The organism is Streptomyces sp. NPDC048504 (assembly GCF_043200035.1).
Classification (GTDB): Bacteria; Actinomycetota; Actinomycetes; order Streptomycetales; family Streptomycetaceae; genus Streptomyces.
In genome coordinates this window covers 62,877-85,994 of sequence record NZ_JBICXA010000029.1, presented here as the reverse complement: position 1 = coordinate 85,994, position 23,118 = coordinate 62,877, and the positions used below count along the sequence as shown (strand labels likewise).

Here is a 23,118-nt window from a genome sequence, read left to right as displayed (position 1 = left end):
TTTCCCTTTCCGGCGGTTCCGACTCTATCAGATCCTTTCGGGCCTGACTCCCAGTCAGCGGGGCTTGCCTTCCCAGCCCTTGGGCCGTTCCGACGTCTCAAACCTTAGCCGATTCCCCCGGCGGAGTTCCAATCGAGGCCTAGTGACCTGATCGAACAACGGCCGAGCCCAAATCGAATTGAATTCGGGCACGCCGAAATCAATCCCGTTGGGAGATCGTGCGGTTGGTTTGGGGTGCCGCTGTCGCGGCGGAGGTGCTGCCGGAGAACCGTTACGGCTCGGCGGCAACCCGAAGAACTTTACGGATCGAGCAGGGGCGTGTCAAGCGCCCTCTGTCAAGATCTTTTATGGCGAGACCCGCCGAGCGATCGACCGAGGTCGATCGGGGTCAGTCGAGGTCGCTGAGCCGGCCGCCGGCGTCCGGCTGGGCGTGCTCCACCCTGCGCAGCAGGCGGGTCAGGACCTCGCCGAGGGCGGTGCGTTCCTCCTGGGACAGGTCCTGGAGGAGTTCGCCCTCGAAGATCGTCGCCATCCGCATCGCCTCCAGCCACTTGCCGCGGCCCTCGGGCGTCAGCTCCACGATCACGCGGACACGGTTGGACTCGTCCCGCTCCCTGGTGACCAGACCCTCCGCGACCATGCGGTCGATCCGGTGGGTCATCGCGGCCGGCGTGAGGCCGAGGCGCTTGGCGAGGTCGCTCGGGCCCATCCGGTAGGGGGCGCCGGAGAGGACGAGGGCCTTGAGGACCTCCCACTCGGCGTTGCTGAGGCCGAGGTTCGCGGTCTGGCGGCCGTACGCGACGTTCATGCGGCGGTTCAGGCGGCCCAGGGCCGAGACGATCTTCTCGACCTGGGGGTCGAGGTCGTGGAACTCGCGCTGGTAGGCGGCGATCTGCTCATCGAGTGTCGGTTCGCCGAGGGTGCTGGGGGTGTCGCCCATGGGCGTCAGTATGGCACGGGCCTGCTTGGCGTTGAAGTCCTTCTGGGTGTACTGTTTAGCTTCTAACTTTAGCTTCGAAGTCTTCGGCTCTAAGTAGTACCGAGACTGACCAACTCACATGATTGAGGTGAACGTGACCAGGGCGATGGGCGCAGCGATGCGCCGGATCCACGTGGGAAACGCACTCAGCGCGTTCGGGCTCGGCTTCACCGTCCCCTACCTGTACGTCTATGTGGCGCAGGTGCGGGGACTGGGAGCCATGACGGCGGGTCTCGTACTCGCCGTCTTCGCCGTGGCCGCGCTGATCGTGCTGCCGTTCGCCGGGCGAGCCATCGTCCGGCGTGGCCCCCGACCGGTTCTCCTCGTCGCCCAGGTTCTGGCCGCCGTAGGGTCGATGAGTCTGGGCCTGGCGGGGAGTGCGACCGCTGTGTTGCTGTCGGCGGCCGCGCTCGGGGCCGGGCAGGCCGTGATGCAGCCGGCGCTCGCCACGATGATCGTGGACTGTTCTACGGCCGACACGCGCTCGCGTGCCTTTGCCATGCAGTTCTTTCTGCAGAACCTCGGGCTCGGTGTCGGCGGACTCATCGGCGGTCACCTGGTCGACACGACCAGCGCGTCCTCGTTCACGTTGCTCTTCGGGATCGAGTCGGCGATGTTCCTGGTGCTCGCCGGTGTGATGGCGACCGTGCGGATGCCGCACTCGCCGGTCATCGGTGACGCTCCCGCGCAGTCGTCCGCCAAGGGCGCCTGGAAGCAGCTCCTCGGCAACCGGGCCATGGTGCAGCTGAGCGTGCTCGGCTTCGTGCTGTTCTTCGCCTGCTACGGGCAGTTCGAGTCCGGGCTGAGTGCGTACGGGGTCGAGGCCGCCGGAATCTCGACGTCCGCGCTCGGTACGGCGCTGGCCGCGAACACCGCGATGATCGTCGTCGCGCAATTCGCGGTGCTGAAGTTCGTCGAGCGGCGTCGGCGCTCCCGCGTGATCGCGGCCGTAGGAATGATCTGGGCCCTGGCGTGGGTCACGGCCGGGTTCGCGGGGCTCGGGCACGGCAGTCAGGAGATGGCTACGGCTGCCTTCGTGTCGACGTACGCGCTGTTCGGGCTCGGGGAGGCGATGTTGTCGCCGACCGTCGCTCCGCTGGTGGCCGATCTGGCGCCGGAGGGGATGGCCGGGCAGTACAACTCGGCCTTCGCCCTCGTCAAGCAGCTCGCGTTGGCTGTCGGGCCCGCGGTGGGCGGGCCGCTCGGGGCTTCGCTGCCGGGGCCGTATGTCGTGACGTTCTTCTTGTTCTCGCTGGGGATCAGCCTGCTTGCCGTGCGGCTGGGGCGGCAGTTGACCGCTGTGCAGGATCAGCCCTGGCGGGCGAAGGGGAGTCTGGTCGTGGCTCGTGGGAGTGTCGAGCCTGTGGGGGTCGAGGCGTAGGTCAGGCCGGGGCCGTCTTGGGGAGTACGAACTCGCACCAGACGGCCTTGCCTCCGCCCGGGGTGCGGCGGGAGCCCCAGTTCGAGGCGATGGTCGCCACGATCGCGATGCCTCTGCCCGACTCGTCGGCCGGTTCCGCGCGGCGGCGGCGCGGGAGGTGGTCGTCGCCGTCCGTGACCTCCACGATGAGGCGGCGGTCCGTGCGGCGCAGGCGGAGGCGCATGGGCGGGGTGCCGTGCTGGAGGCTGTTGGCGACCAGTTCGCTGGCCGCCAGGACGCCCAGGTCGTGCAGTTCGGTGGGGAAGCGCCAGCTGGTGAGGACCCCGGAGGCGAACGCACGCGCGCGTGGGGCTGCTTCCACTCCGCCGAGCAGCTCCAGGGCCGCGTTGCGGAAGAGGTCGCCGGCCGGGCCGGTGCGGGCCGGGTGCTGGAGGACCAGGACGGCGACGTCGTCGTCGTGGTCCGCGGTGACGCCGAGCGCGCGGACCAGGCGGTCGCAGACCACCTGGGGGGTGCCGGTGGCGCCGGCCAGGGCGCGCTCCAGGGAGGCGATTCCCTCGTCGAGGTCCTCGTCCCGGCGTTCCACCAGGCCGTCCGTGTAGAGGACCGCCGTGGAGCCGGGGCTGAGGGGGATCGAGCCCGAGGAGTGGATCCAGCCGCCGGTGCCGAGCGGGGGGCCGGTGGGTTCGTCGGCGCGCTGGACCGCGCCCGTCTCGTCGCGGACGAGGATCGGGAGGTGGCCGGCCGAGGCGTAGACCAGGCGGCCCTCGTTCGGGTCGAAGATGGCGTACACGCAGGTGGCGATCTGATTCGCGTCGATCTCCGTGGCTAGGCCGTCCAGGAGCTGGAGGACCTCGTGCGGGGGCAGGTCGAGGCGGGCGTACGCGCGGACGGCGGTGCGGAGTTGGCCCATGACCGCTGCCGCCCGGACGCCTCGGCCCATGACGTCGCCGATGACCAGGGCGGTGCGGCCGCCGCCGAGGGTGATCACGTCGTACCAGTCGCCGCCTACCGCCGCCTCGGTGCCGCCGGGCTGGTAGGTGGCGGCGATGCGCAGGTCGTCGGGCTCCTCCAGCTCCTGCGGGAGCAGGGAGCGCTGCAGGGTTACGGCTGTCTCGCGCTGGCGGCGTTCGCTGGCGCGCAGGCGTTCGGCGGCCTCGGCGTGGTCGGTGACGTCGGTGGCGAAGATCAGGACGCCGCCCTCGGCGCTGTCGGCGCTCACCGCGACCGGGGTGCACGTGAACGTGTACGAGCGGCCGCCGGGTGCCTTGCGGGACTTGAGGGTGCGGGGCTTGCCGCTGCGCAGGACCTGGTCCAGGAGCGGGAGCAGGCCGAGCTCGTCCAGCTCGGGGAGGGCCTCGCGGGCCGGTGCGCCCAGGGGGCGGGTGCCGAAGGCGGCTGCGTAGGCGTCGTTGACGTACGCGATGCGCTGGTCGGGGCCGTGCACCAGGGCGACGAGGGCCGGGACGCGGTCGAGGACCTCGCGGACGGGCAGGTCGTCGACGGCGGGGACCGGCGGCGGCTCGTCGGTGAGCTGCTCGGCGCGGGCCGCGGGCACGGAGCCTTCTCCCCGCCGGTCCGGGGTGACCGTGTGGTCGGTCCGCGCTGCGGCGCGGCGCTGCGTTCCGGGGAGCCGGGCGCTCCAGCGCGTGAAGTTCACGAATCCTTGCCTCGTGTCAGGTGTCGTCGGCCCGCTCCGGACCCTGCCGGGGGTCCGGGGGTTGCCCCCGGGAGATGCAGCACAGTGGGGAAAGCCTCTTGGGTGAGAAGGGCGAGCGTGGGCCCGCCCGAAGTCGTGGACCAGTCTGGCAGTGTGACCGACCGGGCCGACATTCGTCAGACGCCTCGGCGGCCGGTGGAGTTCCTCGGTCCGGTCAGTTCGACCCCTTCGGGTCGTGTGGAGGCTTTCCACCGGCCGCGAGTTCGAACTCCGCTCGGGGATGTTCGAGTGAACCGAGAGAGACGATCTCCCGCTTGAAGAGCCCCGCCAGGGTCCATTCGGCGAGCACACGGGCCTTGCGGTTGAAGGTGGGGACCCTGCTCAGGTGGTAGACGCGGTGCATGAACCAGGCAGGGTAGCCCTTCAGCTTCCGTCCGTAGACCTGCGCGACGCCTTTGTGCAGTCCCAGGGAGGCGACCGAGCCGACGTACTTGTGGGCGTACGTCTGAAGGGGCTCGTCGCGCAGGGAGTGCGCGATGTTGTCGCCGAGGATCTTGGCCTGGCGTACGGCGTGCTGGGCGTTGGGGGCGGTCTCGGTGCCGGGTTCGGAGGCGGTGACGTCGGGGACTGCTGCGGCGTCTCCCGCTGCCCACGCGTGCGTGGCGCCCTCGATCGTCAGCTGTGCGGTGCACTTGAGGCGGCCGTGGTTGTTGAGCGGGAGGTCGGTGGCGGCGAGGACGGGGTGGGGTTTCACGCCGGCCGTCCACACGAGCGTGCGGGTCGGGAAGCGCTGGCCGTCGCTGAGGACGGCGACGCGGTCGACGCAGGATTCGAGGCGGGTCTCCAGGAGGACCTGGATGTTGCGGCGGCGCAGCTGGGTGATCGTGTAGGTGCCCATCTCCTCGCCGACCTCGGGGAGGATGCGGTTCGAGGCTTCTACGAGGATCCACTTCAGGTCGTCGGCGTCGACGTTGTGGTAGTAGCGCACGGCGTAGCGGGCCATGTCCTCCAGCTCGCCGAGCGCCTCGACGCCGGCGTAACCGCCTCCTACGAAGACGAAGGTCAGGGCCGCGTCGCGGATCGCGGGGTCGCGCGTGGAGGAGGCGATGTCCATCTGCTCGATGACGTGGTTGCGCAGGCCGATGGCCTCCTCGACGGTCTTGAAGCCGACGCCGTGCTCGGCGAGACCGGGGATGGGGAGGGTGCGCGAGATCGAGCCGGGGGCCAGGACGAGTTCGTCGTACGCCAACTCCTCGGTGCCCGTGCCCTCTTCCTCGGTGGCGAGGGTGCTGAGGGTCGCGGTGCGCTTGCCGTGGTCGATGGCGGTGGCCTCGCCGATGACGACCCGGCATCGGCCGAGGACGCGGCGCAGCGGGACGACGACATGGCGGGGGGAGATCGAACCGGCGGCGGCCTCGGGGAGAAACGGCTGATACGTCATGTAAGGGTCGGGACTGACGACGGTGATCTCGACCTGCCCGCGCTTGATTTCACGTTTCAACTTCTTCTGAAGGCGCAGGGCTGTGTACATCCCGACGTAGCCGCCACCGACAACGAGAATGCGCGCGCGTTCCTTCACCATCCCATGACGCACCCGGCGCTGGAGTTTGTCCACAGCCTCGACAAATTGTGTGACCGGCGACGGAGGTCGCGCACGGGCGCCGAAAGTGCAGTCGTGGAGGGCAGGTTCGCAGGTCAGCGGTGGTGATCAGGGTGGTGCTCGGGGGCGCAATCGGGATGTATGCGACCCGTACTCCGATCGGGGGGCGCTCCGTGCGGAACCTGCCCCTTCTGAATTGACCCCCTCTCAACTATGTTCGTGTGTCGACGGGGTGAAGGGGGATGTGCTCAGCGAGTCCGCGAAGAGCGGGGCTCGCGAACCGGGCTTGTCTCACGATGCTCCGGCTGCCGATGGCGGGGAGTCTCCGGGGGGAGACGTCATTAACCGGGGGAACGTGTATGCATATTCAGGATTCTCATTGGACATCCGCGTCAGCCGTCGCATCCGGCGGCGCGGTCGGAGCGGCGGGGAACGGACGCGGTGACAGTTCGCGGACGACGCCGTTGCGGGTGGACGCACAGCGCAATCTGGAGCACGTGCTGCGGGCGGCGCGTGAGGTCTTCGGCGAGCTGGGGTACGGCGCGCCGATGGAGGACGTGGCGCGACGCGCGCGGGTCGGTGTCGGCACGGTGTACCGGCGCTTCCCGAGCAAGGACGTCCTGGTGCGCCGGATCGCCGAGGAGGAGACCTCCCGGCTGACCGACCAGGCGCGTTCGGCGCTCGGCCAGGAGGACGAGCCGTGGTCGGCGCTGTCGCGCTTCCTGCGGACGTCGGTGGCTTCCGGCGCCGGGCGACTGCTGCCGCCGCAGGTGCTGCGGGTGGGCGTCGCCGACGAGGGCGAGGGCGCCCTGCTGGACGAGGCGCGGGTGCCGCAGCAGCGGATGCAGCCGGGCACGGGTGAACTGCGGCTGGTGCCGGAGGAGTCGGCGGGGTCTCTGGGTTCCGCGGACTACGACGCCGGGGCGACCGCGCTGCTGGAGGTCGTTGGGCAGCTGGTTGATCGGGCGCGGGCTGCGGGGCAGTTGCGGGCGGACGTGTCGGTGTCGGATGTGCTGCTGGTGATCGCCACGGCGGCGCCCTCGTTGCCGGACGCGGCGCAGCAGGCGGCGGCGTCGGCGCGGTTGCTGGACATCCTGCTGGAGGGGTTGCGGTCGCGGCCGTTGTGAGGGCGGCGGGGTGACTCTGCGGTAGGGCGGTAGGGCGGGGTGACGTGGCCGTCGTTGGTTCGGCGCCCGGTGTTGGTGTGGGCGTCTTCTGGGGGCTGCGCCCCCAGACCCCCATCGGCCCTGAAGGGGCCTCGTCCTCAAACGCCGGACGGGCTGATTTTGTGGGCCTGCGCCGAAGAGCTGCCGGACGGGCTGAGTAATGCCCGTCTGCGTTGAGAGACGCCGGACCGGCTGAAGTTGCCGGCCTGCGCCGAAAGGTGCCGGACGGGCTGAATTCGTCGGCCTGCGTCGGCAGGGTGACTCGAATAGGTGACTGTGGGGCGTGGGTGCCGTGCCGCCCGCGCCCCTCGTGATGCCCGGGCGCGTTCCGGGCATTTCGGTCGCCCGCACCAACTCACGTTCCGGGGGCGACAGTTGAGCCTTCCCCGGAGGGGTGAACGCTAGTACTCCGTTGCGGGAAGTCCCCACGGATGAGTGGAAGGTCTGCCCTACGGTGTCCTGAACAAAAGCCAATATGGCACGCTGACCCGGTGTTCCGGACTGGTTGGACTGGCTTGGCAGGCGGCGGGGGCTTTCCGCGATGAGTGTTGACGGGCGGGACGAGTCACTGGATGACGGTGACCCGGAGGCCAGTGGGCTGACCTCACCACAGGTGCCGAGTCAGGGCGGGCCGAGCGGTGTCCCCCAGGGTGGCGATCCCGGCGAGGGCAGTGTCCCGCCGCAGCGCGAGGGCAGTGTCCTGCCGCCGCTGCCGCCGTCGGAGCTGCCGGCGGCCGACGCCGCGCTGATCGAGCGGATGCGCGCCGGTGACGACACGGCGTACGAGGAGCTGTACCGGCGCCACGCGGACGCCGTGCGCCGGTACGCCCGCACCTGCTGCCGGGACGGGCACACCGCCGACGACCTGACCGCCGAGGTCTTCGCCCGCATGCTCCAGGCGGTGCGCGGCGGCTCCGGGCCCGAGCACGCCGTACGCGCCTATCTGCTGACCTCCGTCCGGCGCGTCGCCGCGAACTGGACGAAGTCGGCGAAGCGGGAGCAGCTCGTCGACGACTTCGCGGTGTTCGCCGCGCAGTCCGCGCGGGTGTCGGAAGTGTCGGACGACACTGCATCCATTAGCTCCTTCGGAGCGGGTATCGACCTGGGCGCCGACGTCCGGGCCATGCACGTGGCCGAGCAGTCGATGGCGATGCAGGCCTTCCGGTCGCTGCCCGAGCGGTGGCAGGCCGTGCTGTGGCACACCGAGGTCGAGGACGAGTCGCCGAGCGAGGTCGCCACGCTCTTCGGGCTCGACGCCAACGGCACGCGCGTGCTGGCCAGTCGGGCCCGCGAGGGGCTCAAGCAGGCCTATCTCCAGGCCCACGTCAGTGCCACCCTCACCGACGACGAGGAGTGCGCGCGCTACGCCGACCAGCTCGGCACCTACGCCCGCCGCCGGCTGCGCACGCGTGCCGAACGGGGGCTGCGCAAGCACCTGGAGGAGTGCGCCAAGTGCCGGCTGGCCGCGCTGCAGATCGAGGAGGTCGCCAGCGGTATCCCGGCGGTCGTCCCGATCGCGGTCATCGGCTGGTTCGGCGCCGCCGGGTACGCGAAGGCGGTCGCGCTCATCGCGGGCGGTGCGGGAGCGGGTGCGGCCGGTGCCGCGGGCGCCGCGGCGGCTGCGGGCGGGAGTTCGTCCGGCGGGGCGGGTGCCGGGGGCGCGGCGGCCTCCGAGGGCCTGGGAGCGCCGGTGAAGGCGGGCATCGCGGCCGGTGTGGTCGCCACGGCGGCAGCGGCGGCGATCGCCCTCGCGCTGGCCGGCGGCACCCACACCCCCGCGAAGAAACCCGAGGCGAAACCGGCGCCCTCGTCCTCCCCCGTCGCGAAGCCCGAGTCGACGCCCCCGACGCCCCCGAAGAAGCAACCGGCCCCGGAACCAGCGGTGTTGAAGCCCGAGCCGACACCCACTCCGACCCCGACACCCAAGCCCACACCCCGGGCGAAGCCCACACCGACGCCCAAGCCCACCCCGACTCCGAGGCCGACCCCCAGACCCACGCCGACCCCCACTCCCACCCCGACCCCGACGCCCCCACCCGCGCCGACGATCTTCCAGGTCAGCGAACTCTCGTACAACGTCAACGGCGACGGCACCGCGCCGGAGATCCAACTCGGCGAGAGCAGCTGGGTGTGGCAGCGCTACGGCGTCTCGATCGGCGGCACTCGGTACGCGCACGGGGCCACTGTGCACGGCCGCTCCTCCGTCACCATCGACCTCAACCGCCAGTGCGTCTCCTACGACGCGACGGTCGGCGTCGACGACATGATGCTGGGGATCGGCAAGGTGTACTTCTCGGTGTACGCCGACGGGGTCCGGCTGTGGCGGTCCGGGGAGATCGACGGCGGGGATCCGGCGGTGCCGGTGCATGTGAATATCGCCGGGCGCAAGACCGTACGGCTCGTGGTCGAACCGCGCAGTTCCTTCGACAACCTGGCGCTGGCGGACTGGGCGGAGTCCAAGTTCACCTGCCAGTAGGAGGGTTCACCTGCCAGTAGGAGGTCACGGCGGGGCTGGCAGCTCCGCCAGGACCTCGTCCAGGGTGAGGGTCTCGCCGCGGGCGCGTTCGGCGGCGTAGCGCTCGGCGCCCAGGGCGGTTCGGGCGGTGGCCTCGGTGTGCTCGACGTGGGCGCGCTCCGGCATGGAGCGCGGGTGGCCGCCGCGCCGATGGCCGCCCGCGGCCAACAGCCGTACCGCGCGCGGGAGTTCGCCGAGTTCGGCGGAGAGCAGCGCCGTCTGGTCCACCAGCATCGCGATCAGCGCGTCGGCGCAGTTCTGGTCGACGGCCTCGCGCAGGGTGGCGGTCATCAGCTCAAGGCCGCGCTCCGGGCCGGACTCGGCGGCGGTGACCAAGGCGGCGACCGCGTTCAGGCCGGCCTTGAACTGTGGTGGGGGCGTGCCCTTCTGGCTCTCCGTCGTGGCCAGGTCGCTCAACTCCCGCGCGCGGGCGACCTGTCCGTCCTCCAGGGCGATGTGCGCGCGCAGCATCAGGACGAAGGTGCGGGCGTCCGCCACGCCGTGCCGGTCGGACTCCTCGGTCGCCCGGTCCAGGCCGGCCAGCGCGCTGTCGCGGTCTCCCTCGCGGAAGGCGAGTTCGGCGAGGCGGGCGATGAGGAACGGGGCCTCGGTGTTGGCACCGACCTCGTAGGCGAGCGCCAGCGCCTCCTCGTACTCCGTCCTCGCCTCCTCGAAGCGGCCGCGGACCATGGCGGCCTCGCCGAACGCGCTGGACACCTGGGCGAGCACCCAGCGGTCGCCGACGCGCCGGCAGAGCACCTTCAGCGCCTTCAGGTCCTCGTCGATGCCCGCCATGCCGCCCGGTGAGTCGACGAGGAGATGCGTGCGGAACATCAGCATGACGGCGTTCTCCCAGTCGCCGCCGTGGGCACGGACGTTGACGACCGCCGCCTCCATGGCGGGCCGGATGTCCATCGACTCGGTGAGGAAGTAGGCGGTGAGCGGCCAGATGAGCCCCGGCATACGGGCAGACCGCGGGCCGCCGGCGGCGAAGTAGGCCTGGATCAGCTGGATGTACTGCCGCATGCGCTCGTCCAGCAGGCCGTCCGCCGTCCGGCCCAGGATCTCGGACTCGGCCCTGAGGAAGAGATCCAGCAGCCGGAGGTCCATCCGCCGGGCGTGCAGGGGGTGCCGGGCATCCGCCTCCGGGTCCGCGACGTAGGCCTCGAACGGGTCCTGGGCGGGCCCGTCCGGTGTGGTCAGGGTGAGGACGCGGATCACCCATTCCGAGCCCTCGGTGCGGTAGTTGCGCAGCCACCAGAACCAGCCGACGGCGAGGACCAGGGCGCCCGCCTCCGCCTCGTCGCGCGCGGCGACGGAGCGGGCGAGGGCCGCCCGAATGTTGTCGAGCTCGGTCTCCAGGCGGGCTATCCACGGGAGTTGGTCGCCGGAGCGGAGGAGCGGCTCGGCCTCCTCGACGAGGGCGCGGACCCACACGCGGTGCCTGCGCTCGGCGGCGGCGCGCAGGTCGGGGGTCTCGGCGGCGCGCTCCACGGCGTACTCGTGGATGGTCTCCAGCATGCGGTAGCGCATGCCGCCGTCCGTGTCGCCCGGGGTGGCCACGATCAGGGACTTGTCGACCAGGGAGCCGATGAGATGGGCCGCGGGGCCGGTGCACACGGCCTCGGCCGCCGCGAGGTCCCAGCCGCCGGCGAACACGGAGACCTCGCGCAGCACCGTCCGCTCCGGCTCGTCGAGCAGTTCCCAGGACCAGTCGACGACGGCACGGAGGGTCTGCTGGCGGGGCAGGACCGTGCGGCTGCCGGAGGTGAGGAGGCGGAAGCGGTCGTCGAGGCGGTCGGCGATCTGGCGCGGGGTGAGCAACCGGAGCCGGGCGGCGGCCAGTTCGATGGCCAGGGGCAGGCCGTCGAGGCGGCGGCAGATCTCCGCGACCGCCTCCGTGTCCTGGAGCACGGCCTGCGCGTCGGGGCGGACGATGGCGGCGCGCTCGGTGAACAGGCGGTGCGCCTGGTCGGGGACCAGGGGTTCGACCGGGCGCACGGACTCGCCGGGGACGCCCAGGGGTTCACGGCTGGTGGCGAGGATCGTGAGCCCCGGGCAGCGGGTCAGGAGCGTTTCGGCGAGGTCGGCCACCGCGCCGATGACATGTTCGCAGTTGTCAAGGATCAGGAGTCGGCCGCGCGAGGCGCAGTACTCCACCAGCAGGGCGACCGGGTCGTCCTGCGTGGTCATCAACTCGGTGGTCAGCAGGGCGGTCTCGCGCAGACCGAGGGCACTGACCACCGCGCCCGGCACCGCCTCCGGCCGGTCGAGCCGGGCCAGCTCGACGAGCCACGCCTGCGGGAGCCCGGCGGCGGCTTCCTCGGCGAGACGGGTCTTTCCGGAGCCGCCCGGTCCGGTGAGCGTGACCAGGCGGGCCCTGTGCATTTCGGAACGGATGGCGGCGATCTCGGGTTCCCGGCCCACGAAAGAGGTAAGCCGTGGACGCAGGTTGCCGTCGCGTTCGGGACGTCCCGGCGCCGGGGTCGTCGTACTCGCGGGCGCCGTAGACGTGAGCAACTCCCCGTGCAGCGCGCGGAGTTCGGGCCCCGGGTCGGTGCCGAGCCCCTCGGCGAGTGCGCGCCGGGCCGCCTCGTACGCGGCGAGTGCGTCGGCCCCGCGGCCGCAGGCGCGCAGGGCGCGGATGAGGAGGGCGTGCAGCGGCTCGTCGTAGGGATGCGCCGCGGTCAGTTCCTTCAGTTCCGGTACGACGTCGGCGGCGCGGCCGAGCAGCAGGTCTGCCTCGGCCCGCGCGCGGGTGGCCTCCTGGCGCAGCGCGTCCGGGCGGGCGGCGGCGGACCGGTCCGGGAGGTCGGCGAGCGCGGGTCCGCGCCAGAGGGCTAGCGCCTCGGAAAGGTCGCGGGCGGCGGTGGTCGCGTCGCCCCGGTCGAGGGCGGCCGTACCCCTGCGTGTGAGGTGTTCGAAGACGAACAGGTCCACGTCGTCCCGGGTCGCCGCGAGGCGGTAGCCGCCGGGGTCGGAGGCGATCGCGTCCTTGCCGAGGGTGCGGCGGAGGCGGCCGACCAGTGCCTGGAGGGCGGCCGGGGCGTCCTGGGGAGGCTCGTCCGCCCACACCTCCTCGATCAGGGTGCCGAAAGGGACGATCCGGCCCGGGTGCAGGGCGAGCGCAGCGAGCAGGGCACGGAGGCGCGCACCGCCGAGGGGTACGCCGGTGCCGTGTTCGTCCTCCGCCCGGGTGCTGCCCAGGATTTTGTACCGCACCGGGTCATTGTCGCTGGGTGGGTGGGGTGAGGGCACGGGGTTTCGCGGCGGGGCGGATGGATGGGGTGTTTGAAGGGGCTGGATGGGGCGGTTCGGGGTGTGCACGGCGTCGACGGGCGATTGGAGCCCCGGGGATCCTGAACCGGCGGATAGGTTGTTCGTCGTCTGCGGCTGCGTCGTGGCTGGTCGCGCCCACGCGGCGGAGCCGCATATCGATACAGCCCCGCGCCCCTTGAGGGCGCTCTCGTTGCCCGGAGTGCGTGCGACGGCGGACGACTCAAGCCCCCGGAACCCCGCTCACACCGCCCCCGCTCAGCCCCCGGAGGCCAACGCCCCCCGTTGCGGCCTGATCCCCTCCGGTACCGCACGCGCGCGTGCGGGCGTTCCCGTCCAGCAAGTCCCCCGGCGCGCCAGCAATCGCCCGAGCCACAGTTCCAGCGACACCAGATCCGCGAGCCCGTCCAAGGGCAACGGCTCGCCCTGGGCCGCCGCGCGCAGTGCCTTGCGGACGACGCGTGCTTCCACCAGGCCCGCCTGCGCGAGCAACGGCGTGGCGAAGAGGTCCATCAGGGGGTCCGCGGCGACCCGGAGGCCCTTGCGGGCGGCGGCTGCCGCCGAGGCGTGGGAGGGGGCGCCCCAGCCGGGCGGGAGGTCGCCGACGCCGGCGCCCTCCAGGACCGTGCGCAGGATCGCCGCGCGGGCGCCCGGCTGGACCCGTAGCGCCTCGGGGAGGGAGCGGCAGGCGCGGACGACCTGGTTGTCGAGGAAGGGGGTGTGCAGGCGCTGGGAGCGGATCTCGGCGGCCTGTTCCAGGACGCGGAGGTCGTTGGCGTGGCGGGCGAGGGCGGCACGCGCGCGGAAGTCGCCGGGGCGCTGGCCCGGGCCGCTGCCCTGACGGCTGGGCGCGCTCTGCAGGCGAACCGATACTTCAGCCAGGGCCTCACCGGTCAGCCAGCGTGCGGCGGGCCCCGGTCTGGCCCAGGTGAGCGCGGCGAGGGAGGCACCGACGGCGCCTCCGGGCTCGTCGAAGCGCTGGTTCATCAACCGGTCGGCGAGGACTTCGAGTCCCGCGCCGTAGGGCGTGCGGGCGAGGCGGCGGGCCGCGCCGTAGACGCGCCCCGGGACCATCACCGAACCGTCCGCCTTCGCCAACGCGGCCACCGGGCGCACCAGATGGCGCCGCTTGCGGTCCATCAGGAGGTCGGCGAGGCGGGCCGGGTGCGCGTCCAGGACCTGGCGGGCGCCGTATCCGGTGAAGTGGTCGGCGCTGCCCGCGGCGAGCCGGGCGCGGTGGCGGGCGGCGACGATCAGGGAGGGGCCGGGTTCGTCGGTGAGGGGGCCGTCGAGTTCGGCGTACGGCAGGACGTCCTCGTCGCCGGTCACCACTACGTGGTGCAGACGCGGGTTGGCCGCGAGGGTGCCCGCGCGCTCCACCTCGGACTCGCGCCCGGGGACGGCGAGATCGTTGAACGTGACGGCGAGGAGCCGCTCACCCGCGCCGGTGCCGTGCCCGAGGACCGTGCCCGGCGCCCCCGGCAGCCCGGCGGCGAGCAGGGCGAGTGTCCCGGAGGCGGGCCCCCCGGAGAGGTCGGCCCCGATCCCGGGAACGGGCATCCCGCGCGCGGCACGCCGTTCCGCGGGCCCCATGCCGGGGACGGGCCCCGGGTCTATGTCGGGGACGTGCCGGGGTGCGGAGAGCCGGGCGCGCACGGCGTCGACGAGCGCGTCCCGTACGGCGTCCACCGCGCTGTCCGGGTCGACGGCCGCCGCCGCGACCGCGAGGGAGGCGACCGGCTCGTACCCGGCGATCTCGCGCGCCCCGGCGCGCAGCACCAGCGCATGCCCCGGCGGAATGCGCCGCACCCCGTCGTACGGCGTCGAGTCGTGCAGCGCGGCGGGGACGTCCGGGGCGGCGAGCAGCGCGGCGAGGTGGCCGAAGTCGAGGTTGGCCTCGATGAGGTCGGCGAGCGGGAGCGCGGCCGTGGAGTACGCCGTACCGCCGGCCCAGGGGGTGTAGAACACCGGCTTGGCGCCCGCGAGATCACCGCAGACCATGGTGCGGCGGCCGACCTTGACGACCGCCGTGTAACTGCCCGACCAGGCCGTCAGATGCCGAAGTGCCCCTCCGCGCGCGGAGAACAGGCTCAGGCGCAGCTCCTCGTCGGAGGCGCCGCAGGTGCCGAGGACCGCGATCCGCGTCTCCGCGTCGACCTTCACGACCCGTACTTCGTCGGGCCGCCAGTCGCCGACCGCCCACAGCGGATCCGGGTCGCCCCACAGGAGTTGGGACCCGACCGGGTGGACCGTCTCACCGTCGAACCCGGTGGCCCCCGCTGAACCGATCGCGGCGGCTCCAGCGGCGGTACTGCTCCATCCCACCAACCACCGCATCGACGCCTCCACAGGCTGTGGACAACCAGTGCACCGCACGAACTGGGCACCATGCTGCCATGAAGGACGCCTTCCGGAGGGCCGGAGAAGCCGCTTGAGATCGCGTGAAGACGCCCTGGACGAGGGACAACCGGACAAGGGAGACCCTACGTCCGCGACGCGAATGCGCCCCCGATACGCTCCCCCAAAACACCTAACGCGCCCTCAACTCCCATGGTAGGAGCGGTATTCGGCATCGGGAGGCAGGGGCGGTTTTCGGCCAAATCGGCGATACAGGGACAGGCTTGCGCACGCTCCGTACATGCCGTGCGCACCGCTTCGCACCGCGCACAGTCCGGGAGGCGGAGTACGCCTCCCGGACCGGTCCGCCGCCCGCGGGGATGTAGGCGGCGGTGTCCCCCAGCCCACTGGATCCAGTACAGCGGGCCGACCCACGCACGATCCATGGAACCGCTCCCTTGATGGCCGGAGAAGAGCGCACACACGGGCGCACGGCCACACGACGGGGGCACGTCGCAACCCTGCGTGCAAACCCCGCACTCGCGTACGGACCACAATCCCGCCAACCGGAACAATGCCCCTTAACGCTTGGGATGCGGCGAACTACGCTGGGTTTACGAATGCCGGGTGGTTATGCCAGCGCGGCAGCCGTCTGTGTCGAGGGGTGGCGCATGTCCAGGGAGCAACGCGGGCCGAACGAAAAACTCGGCACCGTTCTCGCCCTCGCGGGAATCAGCAACGCAGGACTCGCGCGTCGCGTCAACGATCTTGGCGCTCAACGCGGGTTGACACTTCGCTACGACAAGACGTCGGTGGCGCGCTGGGTGTCGAAGGGAATGGTGCCCCAGGGCGCCGCCCCACACCTCATCGCGGCCGCCATCGGCCAGAAGCTCGGCCGCCCGGTGCCGCTCCACGAGATCGGCCTGGCGGACGCGGATCCCGCACCGGAAGTGGGCCTCGCCTTTCCCCGGGACGTCGGCCAAGCCGTGCGTTCCGCAACGGAGTTGTACCGGCTCGACCTCGCCGGCCGCCGGGCAGGTTCCGGCGGTATCTGGCAGTCCCTCGCCGGGTCGTTCGCAGTCAGCGCATACGCAACGCCCGCCTCACGCTGGCTGATAACCCCGGCCGACAGTTCGGTGGCACGGGAGGCGAACTCCGCGGAGAGCTCCGGGACACCGCTCAAAGTCGGCCACAGCGACGTGCAGAAACTGCGGGAGGCCGCGGAGGACGCCAGGCGCTGGGACTCCAAGTACGGGGGCGGCGACTGGCGTTCGTCGATGGTGCCGGAGTGTCTGCGGGTGGAGGCGGCACCGCTGCTGCTCGGCTCGTACTCCGACGAGGTCGGCAGAGCGCTCTTCGGGGCGAGCGCCGAACTCACCCGCCTCGCCGGGTGGATGGCCTTCGACACCGGGCAACAGGAGGCGGCTCAGCGGTACTACATCCAGGCGCTGCGGCTCGCCCGCGCGGCGGCGGATGTGCCGTTGGGCGGCTATGTGCTGGCGTCGATGTCGTTGCAGGCGACCTACCGGGGCTTCGGCGACGAGGGCGTCGACCTCGCGCAGGCGGCTCTGGAGCGGAACCGGGGGCTTGCCACCGCCCGCACCATGAGCTTCTTCCGGCTTGTCGAGGCGCGGTCCCATGCGAAGGCGGGGGACGCGCAGGCGGCCGGGGCTGCCCTGAAGGCTGCCGAGGGGTGGCTTGAGCGGTCCCGGGAGGGTGACAACGATCCGTCCTGGCTCGGGTTCTACGGCTACGACCGGTTCGCCGCGGACGCGGCCGAGTGCTACCGGGACTTGAAGGCGCCTCGTCAGGTCCGACGGTTCACTGAGCAGGCGTTGTCGAAGCCGACGGAGGAGTTCGTGCGGTCGCATGGGCTTCGGCTGGTCGTCTCCGCGGTGGCCGAGCTTGAGTCGGGAAATCTTGATGCGGCGTGTGAGCAAGGGGTTCGGGCGGTTGAGGTTGCGGGGCGGATCTCTTCGGCGCGTACGACCGAGTACGTGAAGGATCTTTTGCACCGGTTGGAGCCGTATGGGGATGAGCCGCGGGTTGTTGAGCTGCGGGAGCGGGCTCGGCCGTTGTTGATGGCGCCCGCCTAGTCGTCTGCGTGGCTTGGGTTGTCTTGCGAGTGCCGGTTCGTTGTGGCTTGTCGCGCAGTTCCCCGCGCCCCTGGCGGCGTGTAGCCCTCCCGGCGTTTGAAGTGACTGTCAGTGGTGCAGTGCACTATCGAATGCGGGAGGTGGTGCACGTGCGAGCGGTTGGCTACGACTGTGACGTGCTGGTGGTCGGGGGCGGGATCGTCGGGCTGTCGACCGCGTACGCGATCAGCCGTGCCTCGCCCGGCACCCGCGTCACCGTTCTGGAGAAGGAGGCCGGACCCGCTCGGCACCAGACAGGGCGCAACAGCGGGGTGATCCACAGCGGGATCTACTACCGACCGGGATCGCTGAAGGCACGGTATGCCGTGCGCGGGGCTGCCGAGATGGTCAAGTTCTGTGCGGAGTACGGCGTTCCGCATGCCGTCACCGGGAAGCTGATCGTCGCCACGGAGCGGGCCGAGCTGCCTCGCCTGCACGCGCTCGTGCAGCGCGGGCGGGAGAACGGGATTCCGGTCCGGGAGTTGGGCGCCGCCCAGATCGCGGAGTACGAACCGGAGGTGCGCGGCCTCGCCGCCATACACGTCGGGACCACGGGGATCTGCGACTACAGCGCGGTCGCCCGCCACCTCGCCGAGGCCTCCGGCGCGGAGATCCGCTACGGCGCGCGGGTCGCCCACATCGACCGGCGCCCGGAGCGCGGAGTCGCCGTCCGTACGGTGACCGCGACCGGCGGTGACGTCGTCCGCGCCCGCGTGCTGGTGAACTGCGCCGGCCTGCACTGCGACGAGGTGGCCCGCCTCACCGGCGACGACCCGGAGATGCGGATCGTCCCGTTCCGCGGCGAGTACTACACCCTCACCCGCCCCGAACTGGTCCGTGGCCTGGTCTACCCGGTCCCCGACCCCACCTTCCCGTTCCTCGGCGTCCACCTCACCCGCGGCATCGACGGCAGCGTCCACCTCGGCCCGAACGCGGTCCCGGCCCTGGCCCGCGAGGGCTACGACTGGGGCGTCGTACGGCCCCGGGAGGTCGCCGCGACAGCGACCTGGCCCGGCGCCTGGCACATGGCCCGACAGCACTGGCGCTACGGGGTGGGGGAACTCCGGCGGTCCATCTCCAAGACCGCGTTCACGGGAGCCGTACAGCGCCTCCTCCCGGCAGTGACCCCGGACGACCTGACCCCATCACCGGCCGGCGTCCGCGCCCAGGCGGTCCTGCGGGACGGCACCCTGGTCGACGACTTCCTGATCAAGGAGGGCCCCCGAGCCGTGCATGTGCTGAACGCCCCAAGCCCAGCGGCAACCGCCTCCCTCCCCATCGGCAGAGAGGTGGCCAGACGAGCACTGGCCGTACTGGGCCGGGAGAAACGCCTCCCGCTCAAGACCCCGGGAAGGGCAACCCCCTAGGGGCGCGGGGAACTGCGCGACCAGCCACAACACACCCGCACTCGCACGACAACACAAGCCAGGCAGACGCTCAGGAGCACGCCCCGTAAAATCAACGCATTGTGTCTGACACCGCCAACACCCCCGCCACCCCCACCGAGCCCGCACACCGCACCCGGCCCAAGGGCGAACCCCGTTTCCCCGGCGGGCCGACCCCCGACCCCGCCGGCTCCCACTACGAACGCCGCATCCGAAGCTTCCAGCCCCGCAGAAGCCGGGTGACAGCCGGCCAGGCAGACTCCCTGGAACGCCTGTGGCCCACGTGGGGCCTGGACATCGACGGCCGACGGAACCTCGATCTCGCCGAGCTGTTCGGGAACGACAACCCGGTCGTCCTGGAGATCGGCTTCGGCATGGGTGAGGCCACCGCACAGATGGCCGCCGCGGACCCCGCGACGAACATCCTCGCCGCCGACGTGCACACCCCGGGCCAGGGCAACCTCCTCGGCCTCGCCGAGCACCACGGCCTGTCCAACATCCGGGTCGCCAACGGGGACGCGATCATCCTGCTGCGCGAGATGCTCGCCCCGGACGCGCTCGACGGCCTGCGCGTGTACTTCCCGGACCCCTGGCCCAAGAAGCGGCACCACAAGCGGCGGCTGATCCAGCCGGAGTTCCTGACCCTCGCCGCGACCCGCCTCAAGCCCGGCGCGACCGTGCACTGCGCGACGGACTGGGAGCCGTACGCGGAGCAGATGCTCGAAGTGCTCGACGCGCACCCGGACTTCGAGAACAGCCAACCTGACGGCGGTTTTGCGCCCCGTCCGGAGTTCCGGCCGCTGACCCGTTTCGAGGGCCAGGGACTGGACAAGGGACATGTCGTGAACGATCTGCTCTTCCGTCGCGTACCCCACGACGACCGGACGACGACCAGCACTGACGACCAGCGCTGACGCCAGGCTCCCTCGCGGGCCGTGCCCTTACCTCGTTAGGGTCGATGCCGTGGCCACCTTTCCGCCGTACCCGCCACACCCCGGCCACCCCGCCGGTGGTGTGCCCGGGCACGGGCCGCGGGTGCGCTGGTGGCAGCGGAACTGGGTCCGCTACGGCGCGCTGATCGCCCTGCTCACGCTCTCCGGGCTGGTCATCCTCGCGCTGGTGCGTCAACAGACCGGTACGGAAGGGTTCTTGGTCGGCCTCGGGCTCGCCGTACTACCCGTACCCCTCCTCGTCGCCGCCTTCCGCTGGCTGGACCGCGTCGACCCCGGGCCCTGGCGGAACCTGCTCTTCTCCTTCGCGTGGGGTGCCTGCGCCGCGGCGCTCATAGCGATCGTCGCCAACAGCTTCGCGACGAGATGGATAGCGACCACGACCGCGGACCCGACCAGCGCGGACACCCTCGGGGCCACCGTCATAGCCCCGATCGTCGAGGAGTCGGCGAAGGCCGCCGCCGTACTTCTCGTCTTCCTGTTCCGCAGACGGGACTTCACCGGGATCGTCGACGGGGTGGTGATAGCCGGGGTCACCGCCACCGGCTTCGCGTTCACCGAGAACATCCTCTACCTCGGCACCGCCTTCGGCACCGACCAGCTCACCGGCGACCGCGGCTTCACCTCCGTCACCGCGGCGACCTTCTTCGTGCGCATCGTCATGTCCCCCTTCGCGCACCCCCTGTTCACCGTCCTCACCGGCATCGGCTTCGGCATCGCCGCCGTCTCCCCCGACCGGCAGCACATCCGACGCGTCCTGGTCCCCCTGACCGGCCTGCTCCTCGCGATGGGCATGCACGCGATCTGGAACGGCTCCTCCACCTTCGGCCAGTACGGCTTCTTCGAGGTCTACGGCGTCTTCATGGTCCCCATGTTCGGCCTGCTGACCTGGCTCGCGGTCTGGACCCGGCAACGCGAACTGCGCACCGTGCGCGAGGAGTTGCCCGCCTACGTCTACGCGGGCTGGCTGACCCCGGCCGAACCGTTCGTGCTCGGCTCGATGAAGGCACGGCGCCTGGCCCGCGAGTACGCCCGCCACCACCTCGGCCGGCAGGCGGCCCGCTCGGTATCCCAGTACGAGGCGTACGCGACCTCCCTGGCGTTCCTGCGGCACCGGGCCACGCGAGGCCGCGCCGGCGCCGACTTCGTCGTACGGGAAAGGGAGTTGCTGCACGAGCTGTGGCTGCGCCGGGAGGTGGCGCGGCCCGCGCTGGACTACGCGGCGCGGCGGACGGCGCCGCCGGTACCCGTGGTGGTGCCGCCGTGGCCGCCGGTGTACGGGTCGTACGGGAGTCCCCTGTACAACCCGTACCGGTCATAGCTCCAAGGACATCTACGCCGACGCCTGCGTGAGGCGGGCGATCTCCGCCTCCGTCAGCTCCAGTTCCGCCACGCCGAGCAGCGCGGGGAGTTGCTCGACCGTGCGGGCGGAGGCGATCGGGGCCGCGACCGTGGGCTGCGCGGCGAGCCAGGCGAGGGCCACCGTGGCGACCGGGGCGTCGTGGGCCTGGGCGACCTCGTCCAGGGCGGTGAGGACGTTCTGGCCGCGCTCCGACTTGAGGTACTCCGCCGCGCGCCCGGCCCTCGGGCTGTCGACCGTCGTACCGGGGCGGTACTTGCCGGTGAGGAAGCCGGCCGCCAGCGAGAAGTACGGGAGGGCCGACAGTCCGCCGCGTTCGGCGACGTCCCGCAGCTCGCCCTCGTAGGTGTCGCGGGAGACGAGGTTGTAGTGGGGCTGGATGGCGACATAGCGCGCCAGGCCCTCGCGGTCGGAGAAGTCCAGGGACGCCTGGAGGCGCTCGGGGGAGATGTTGGAGGCGGCGATGTGCCGCACCTTGCCCGCCTTGACCAGTTCGTCGAGCGTGCCGACGATCTCCTCGACCGGCACGTCCTCCTTGTCGAAGTGCGGGTAGTACAGGTCGATGTAGTCGGTGCCCAGGCGGCGCAGCGAGGCGTCGGCGGCGGCCTTGATGTTGGCGGCGGACAGGCCGGGGTAGTCGGGGTGCTGGCTGACCTTGGTGGCGATGACGACGCCGGCACGGTTGCCGCGGGCCTTGAGCCACTTGCCGATGACGGTCTCGGACTCGCCGCCCTGGTTGCCCGGCGCGAACGCCGAGTAGGAGTCGGCGGTGTCGACGAAGTTGCCGCCGGCGGCCGCATACGCGTCGAGCACGGCGAAGGAGGCCGCCTCGTCGGCGGTCCAGCCGAACACGTTGCCGCCGAGGTTCAGCGGGAAGATCTCCAGGTCGGACCGGCCCAGCTTGCGAAGAGAAGTCATGCTTCACCTCAACCGCCGGACCGGAACCGGATATTCCAGACGATCAGGGAGGGATCAGGGGTTGAGGCCCTTGCTGCGCAGCCAGGGCGCCGGATCGCTCGCGGTGGCGGCGCCGTTGATGTGCACCTCCAGGTGGAGGTGCGGCCCGGTCACGTTGCCGGTCGCGCCGACGCGGCCGATGACCTCACCGGTGGAGACCTTCTGCCCGACGCTGACGTTGATCGAGGACTGGTGGCAGAACCACAGCTCGGTGCCGTCGTCGAGGGTGATGATCGTGCGGTACCCGTACGACCCGGCCCAGCCCGCCTCGGTGACCGTGCCGCTGTGGATGGCCTTGATCAGCGTGCCGGTGGGCGCGGCGAAGTCGAGGCCCGTGTGGTACCCGGAGGACCACATCGAGCCGGCCTGGCCGAAGGTGCCGGTGATCGTGTACGAGCCGACGGGCAGCGTGTACTGCTTGGCCAGCGCGGCGAGCTTCGCGGCCTCGGCCTTCTTCGCGGCGGCGGCCTCCGCGGCCTTCTTCGCGGCGGCGGCCTTCTTCGCGGCGTCCTTCTCGGCCTTGGCGGCGGCGTCGTCGACCTGCTTGGCGACGGCGGCCTCGACGGCGGCCTTCGACTTGCCGTCGACCTGCACCTGCTGCGATTCGGCCTGCGCCATGATCCGGTTGCGCAGCAGCTCACCCGCGTCCGAGGCGCCCTTGGCGGTCTCGGTCGTGCTGACCCCGACGCTGCTGAGCGCCGTGGCGGAACCCTTGGGGGTGCTGCTGGACGAGTCGTCCAGCAGGTGGCCCACGGAGGGCAGGTCGGGCAGGGAGATGGAGACCGGCGGCTTGCCGGTGTTGGCGCTGGCCATACCGCCCGCGCTGACGGCGGCTATGACACCGACGCCCAGGACGGTGGAGCTGCGGGCGAATCCTCCGCCACCACGCTGCTTGGCGACACGGTGCTTGCCGCGGTTGGGAGCAACGGACTCCGCGCTGGGATTCCACTCCTCCCAGGGGCCCTCGTCGGGGCGGTAACCGCCGTAGACGACAGGGGCTTCTGGGGCAGCCTGGTTTGACGCCACGTGGGCGTGCTCCTTTCCTTCCTTCTCGCCTACCGGGTTAGCTGACGGGTTCGGAGCAGGAAGGTCTCCTACGCGCGTATACCGGCCGTGTTGCCACGGCGGTCGACGAGCGATTCACCCCAAGGTGGTGGTTCCCCGGTTCCCTCGCGGGATTCGGCGCGTGCGCACGGAGCCATCTCTTGTGACGGCTGGGACGACCGCGCTGCGTTATCGAACGTTAATAGACACGGGCGCCCGTTTCCAAGCTGTTCGGCTTGATCATTAACCTTTCCTTGCTGGACGAACGGCCCACCACCGGCGAAAAACGGGCGAGTTGGCCAAGTCTCAGAATTCCCACAGGTATTGACGGCACGTCAGTTGTTATGCGGAGGGCTCCCGCCCGGTCACCCGC

General features: G+C 71.4%; 14 protein-coding genes and 1 riboswitch. Of the genes, 7 read left to right on the top strand and 7 right to left on the bottom strand.

Going from position 1 to position 23,118, the window contains the following annotated elements; all coding sequences use genetic code 11:
- Positions 1-388 precede the first annotated feature (388 nt).
- Entirely contained in the window at positions 389-940 is a 552-nt protein-coding gene (locus tag ACGFY9_RS46960; protein ID WP_393765005.1) for a MarR family winged helix-turn-helix transcriptional regulator, read from the bottom strand.
- Positions 941-1,058: 118 nt separating this feature from the next.
- On the opposite strand from ACGFY9_RS46960, the gene ACGFY9_RS46955 reads away from it, so the two are divergent.
- The gene (locus ACGFY9_RS46955; RefSeq protein ID WP_393765003.1) at positions 1,059-2,360 is read left to right on the top strand and encodes an MFS transporter; all 1,302 of its coding nucleotides are present in this window, start codon (positions 1,059-1,061) and stop codon (positions 2,358-2,360) included.
- 1 nt (position 2,361) lies between these two features.
- Here the strand turns inward: ACGFY9_RS46955 and ACGFY9_RS46950 are convergent, their stop codons facing one another.
- Positions 2,362-4,020: a SpoIIE family protein phosphatase gene (locus ACGFY9_RS46950; protein WP_393765001.1), complete on the bottom strand. Its 1,659-nt coding sequence runs from the start codon at positions 4,018-4,020 to the stop codon at positions 2,362-2,364.
- Between the two features lie 214 nt (positions 4,021-4,234).
- Entirely contained in the window at positions 4,235-5,602 is a 1,368-nt protein-coding gene (locus tag ACGFY9_RS46945; protein ID WP_393764999.1) for an NAD(P)/FAD-dependent oxidoreductase, read from the bottom strand.
- Between the two features lie 377 nt (positions 5,603-5,979).
- Here ACGFY9_RS46945 and ACGFY9_RS46940 point away from each other — a divergent pair, with 377 nt between their 5' ends.
- Together ACGFY9_RS46940 and ACGFY9_RS46935 are read left to right on the top strand one after the other, a co-directional pair.
- Positions 5,980-6,747, top strand: a complete 768-nt coding sequence (locus ACGFY9_RS46940) for a TetR/AcrR family transcriptional regulator (protein ID WP_393764997.1) — start codon at positions 5,980-5,982, stop codon at positions 6,745-6,747.
- 580 nt (positions 6,748-7,327) lie between these two features.
- Positions 7,328-9,262: a sigma-70 family RNA polymerase sigma factor gene (locus ACGFY9_RS46935; protein WP_393764995.1), complete on the top strand. Its 1,935-nt coding sequence runs from the start codon at positions 7,328-7,330 to the stop codon at positions 9,260-9,262.
- Between the two features lie 24 nt (positions 9,263-9,286).
- On the opposite strand, the gene ACGFY9_RS46930 is transcribed toward ACGFY9_RS46935, so the two are convergent.
- The gene (locus ACGFY9_RS46930; protein WP_393764993.1) at positions 9,287-12,523 is read right to left on the bottom strand and encodes a BTAD domain-containing putative transcriptional regulator; all 3,237 of its coding nucleotides are present in this window, start codon (positions 12,521-12,523) and stop codon (positions 9,287-9,289) included.
- A 312-nt stretch (positions 12,524-12,835) separates the two neighbouring features.
- Positions 12,836-14,914, bottom strand: coding sequence for an asparagine synthase-related protein (locus tag ACGFY9_RS46925; protein ID WP_393764991.1), 2,079 nt, complete (start codon positions 14,912-14,914; stop codon positions 12,836-12,838).
- A 671-nt stretch (positions 14,915-15,585) separates the two neighbouring features.
- Between ACGFY9_RS46925 and ACGFY9_RS46920 the strand changes: the two genes are divergently transcribed.
- From ACGFY9_RS46920 to ACGFY9_RS46905, 4 genes are all read left to right on the top strand, one after another.
- Positions 15,586-17,010 (top strand): hypothetical protein, encoded by a 1,425-nt coding sequence (locus ACGFY9_RS46920; protein WP_026151123.1) that lies wholly within the window; start codon positions 15,586-15,588, stop codon positions 17,008-17,010.
- 131 nt (positions 17,011-17,141) lie between these two features.
- The gene (gene lhgO / locus ACGFY9_RS46915; RefSeq protein WP_393764989.1) at positions 17,142-18,416 is read left to right on the top strand and encodes an L-2-hydroxyglutarate oxidase; all 1,275 of its coding nucleotides are present in this window, start codon (positions 17,142-17,144) and stop codon (positions 18,414-18,416) included.
- 101 nt (positions 18,417-18,517) lie between these two features.
- On the top strand, positions 18,518-19,348 hold the full coding sequence (trmB, locus tag ACGFY9_RS46910; RefSeq protein ID WP_393764987.1) for a tRNA (guanosine(46)-N7)-methyltransferase TrmB: 831 nt from the start codon (positions 18,518-18,520) through the stop codon (positions 19,346-19,348).
- Positions 19,349-19,397: 49 nt separating this feature from the next.
- Positions 19,398-20,705, top strand: coding sequence for a PrsW family intramembrane metalloprotease (locus ACGFY9_RS46905; protein ID WP_393764985.1), 1,308 nt, complete (start codon positions 19,398-19,400; stop codon positions 20,703-20,705).
- Between the two features lie 12 nt (positions 20,706-20,717).
- Here the strand turns inward: ACGFY9_RS46905 and ACGFY9_RS46900 are convergent, their stop codons facing one another.
- Both ACGFY9_RS46900 and ACGFY9_RS46895 read right to left on the bottom strand, forming a co-directional pair.
- Positions 20,718-21,662: an aldo/keto reductase gene (locus tag ACGFY9_RS46900; RefSeq protein ID WP_393764983.1), complete on the bottom strand. Its 945-nt coding sequence runs from the start codon at positions 21,660-21,662 to the stop codon at positions 20,718-20,720.
- A 54-nt stretch (positions 21,663-21,716) separates the two neighbouring features.
- A complete protein-coding gene (locus ACGFY9_RS46895; protein WP_393764981.1) occupies positions 21,717-22,727 on the bottom strand; it encodes a M23 family metallopeptidase in 1,011 nt (336 codons plus the stop codon).
- Positions 22,728-22,738: 11 nt separating this feature from the next.
- A riboswitch (cyclic di-AMP (ydaO/yuaA leader) is annotated at positions 22,739-22,896 on the bottom strand.
- Between the last annotated feature and the right edge of the window lie 222 nt (positions 22,897-23,118).

Coding starts and splice junctions, on each gene's coding strand:
- ACGFY9_RS46955 (WP_393765003.1), top strand. CDS start 1,059: ATGATTGAGGTGAACGTGACCAGGGCGATGGGCGCAGCGATGCGCCGG.
- ACGFY9_RS46940 (WP_393764997.1), top strand. CDS start 5,980: ATGCATATTCAGGATTCTCATTGGACATCCGCGTCAGCCGTCGCATCC.
- ACGFY9_RS46920 (WP_026151123.1), top strand. CDS start 15,586: ATGTCCAGGGAGCAACGCGGGCCGAACGAAAAACTCGGCACCGTTCTC.
- ACGFY9_RS46900 (WP_393764983.1), bottom strand. CDS start 21,662: ATGACTTCTCTTCGCAAGCTGGGCCGGTCCGACCTGGAGATCTTCCCG.
- lhgO (WP_393764989.1), top strand. CDS start 17,142: ATGCGGGAGGTGGTGCACGTGCGAGCGGTTGGCTACGACTGTGACGTG.
- ACGFY9_RS46960 (WP_393765005.1), bottom strand. CDS start 940: ATGGGCGACACCCCCAGCACCCTCGGCGAACCGACACTCGATGAGCAG.
- ACGFY9_RS46925 (WP_393764991.1), bottom strand. CDS start 14,914: ATGCGGTGGTTGGTGGGATGGAGCAGTACCGCCGCTGGAGCCGCCGCG.
- ACGFY9_RS46945 (WP_393764999.1), bottom strand. CDS start 5,602: ATGGTGAAGGAACGCGCGCGCATTCTCGTTGTCGGTGGCGGCTACGTC.
- ACGFY9_RS46935 (WP_393764995.1), top strand. CDS start 7,328: ATGAGTGTTGACGGGCGGGACGAGTCACTGGATGACGGTGACCCGGAG.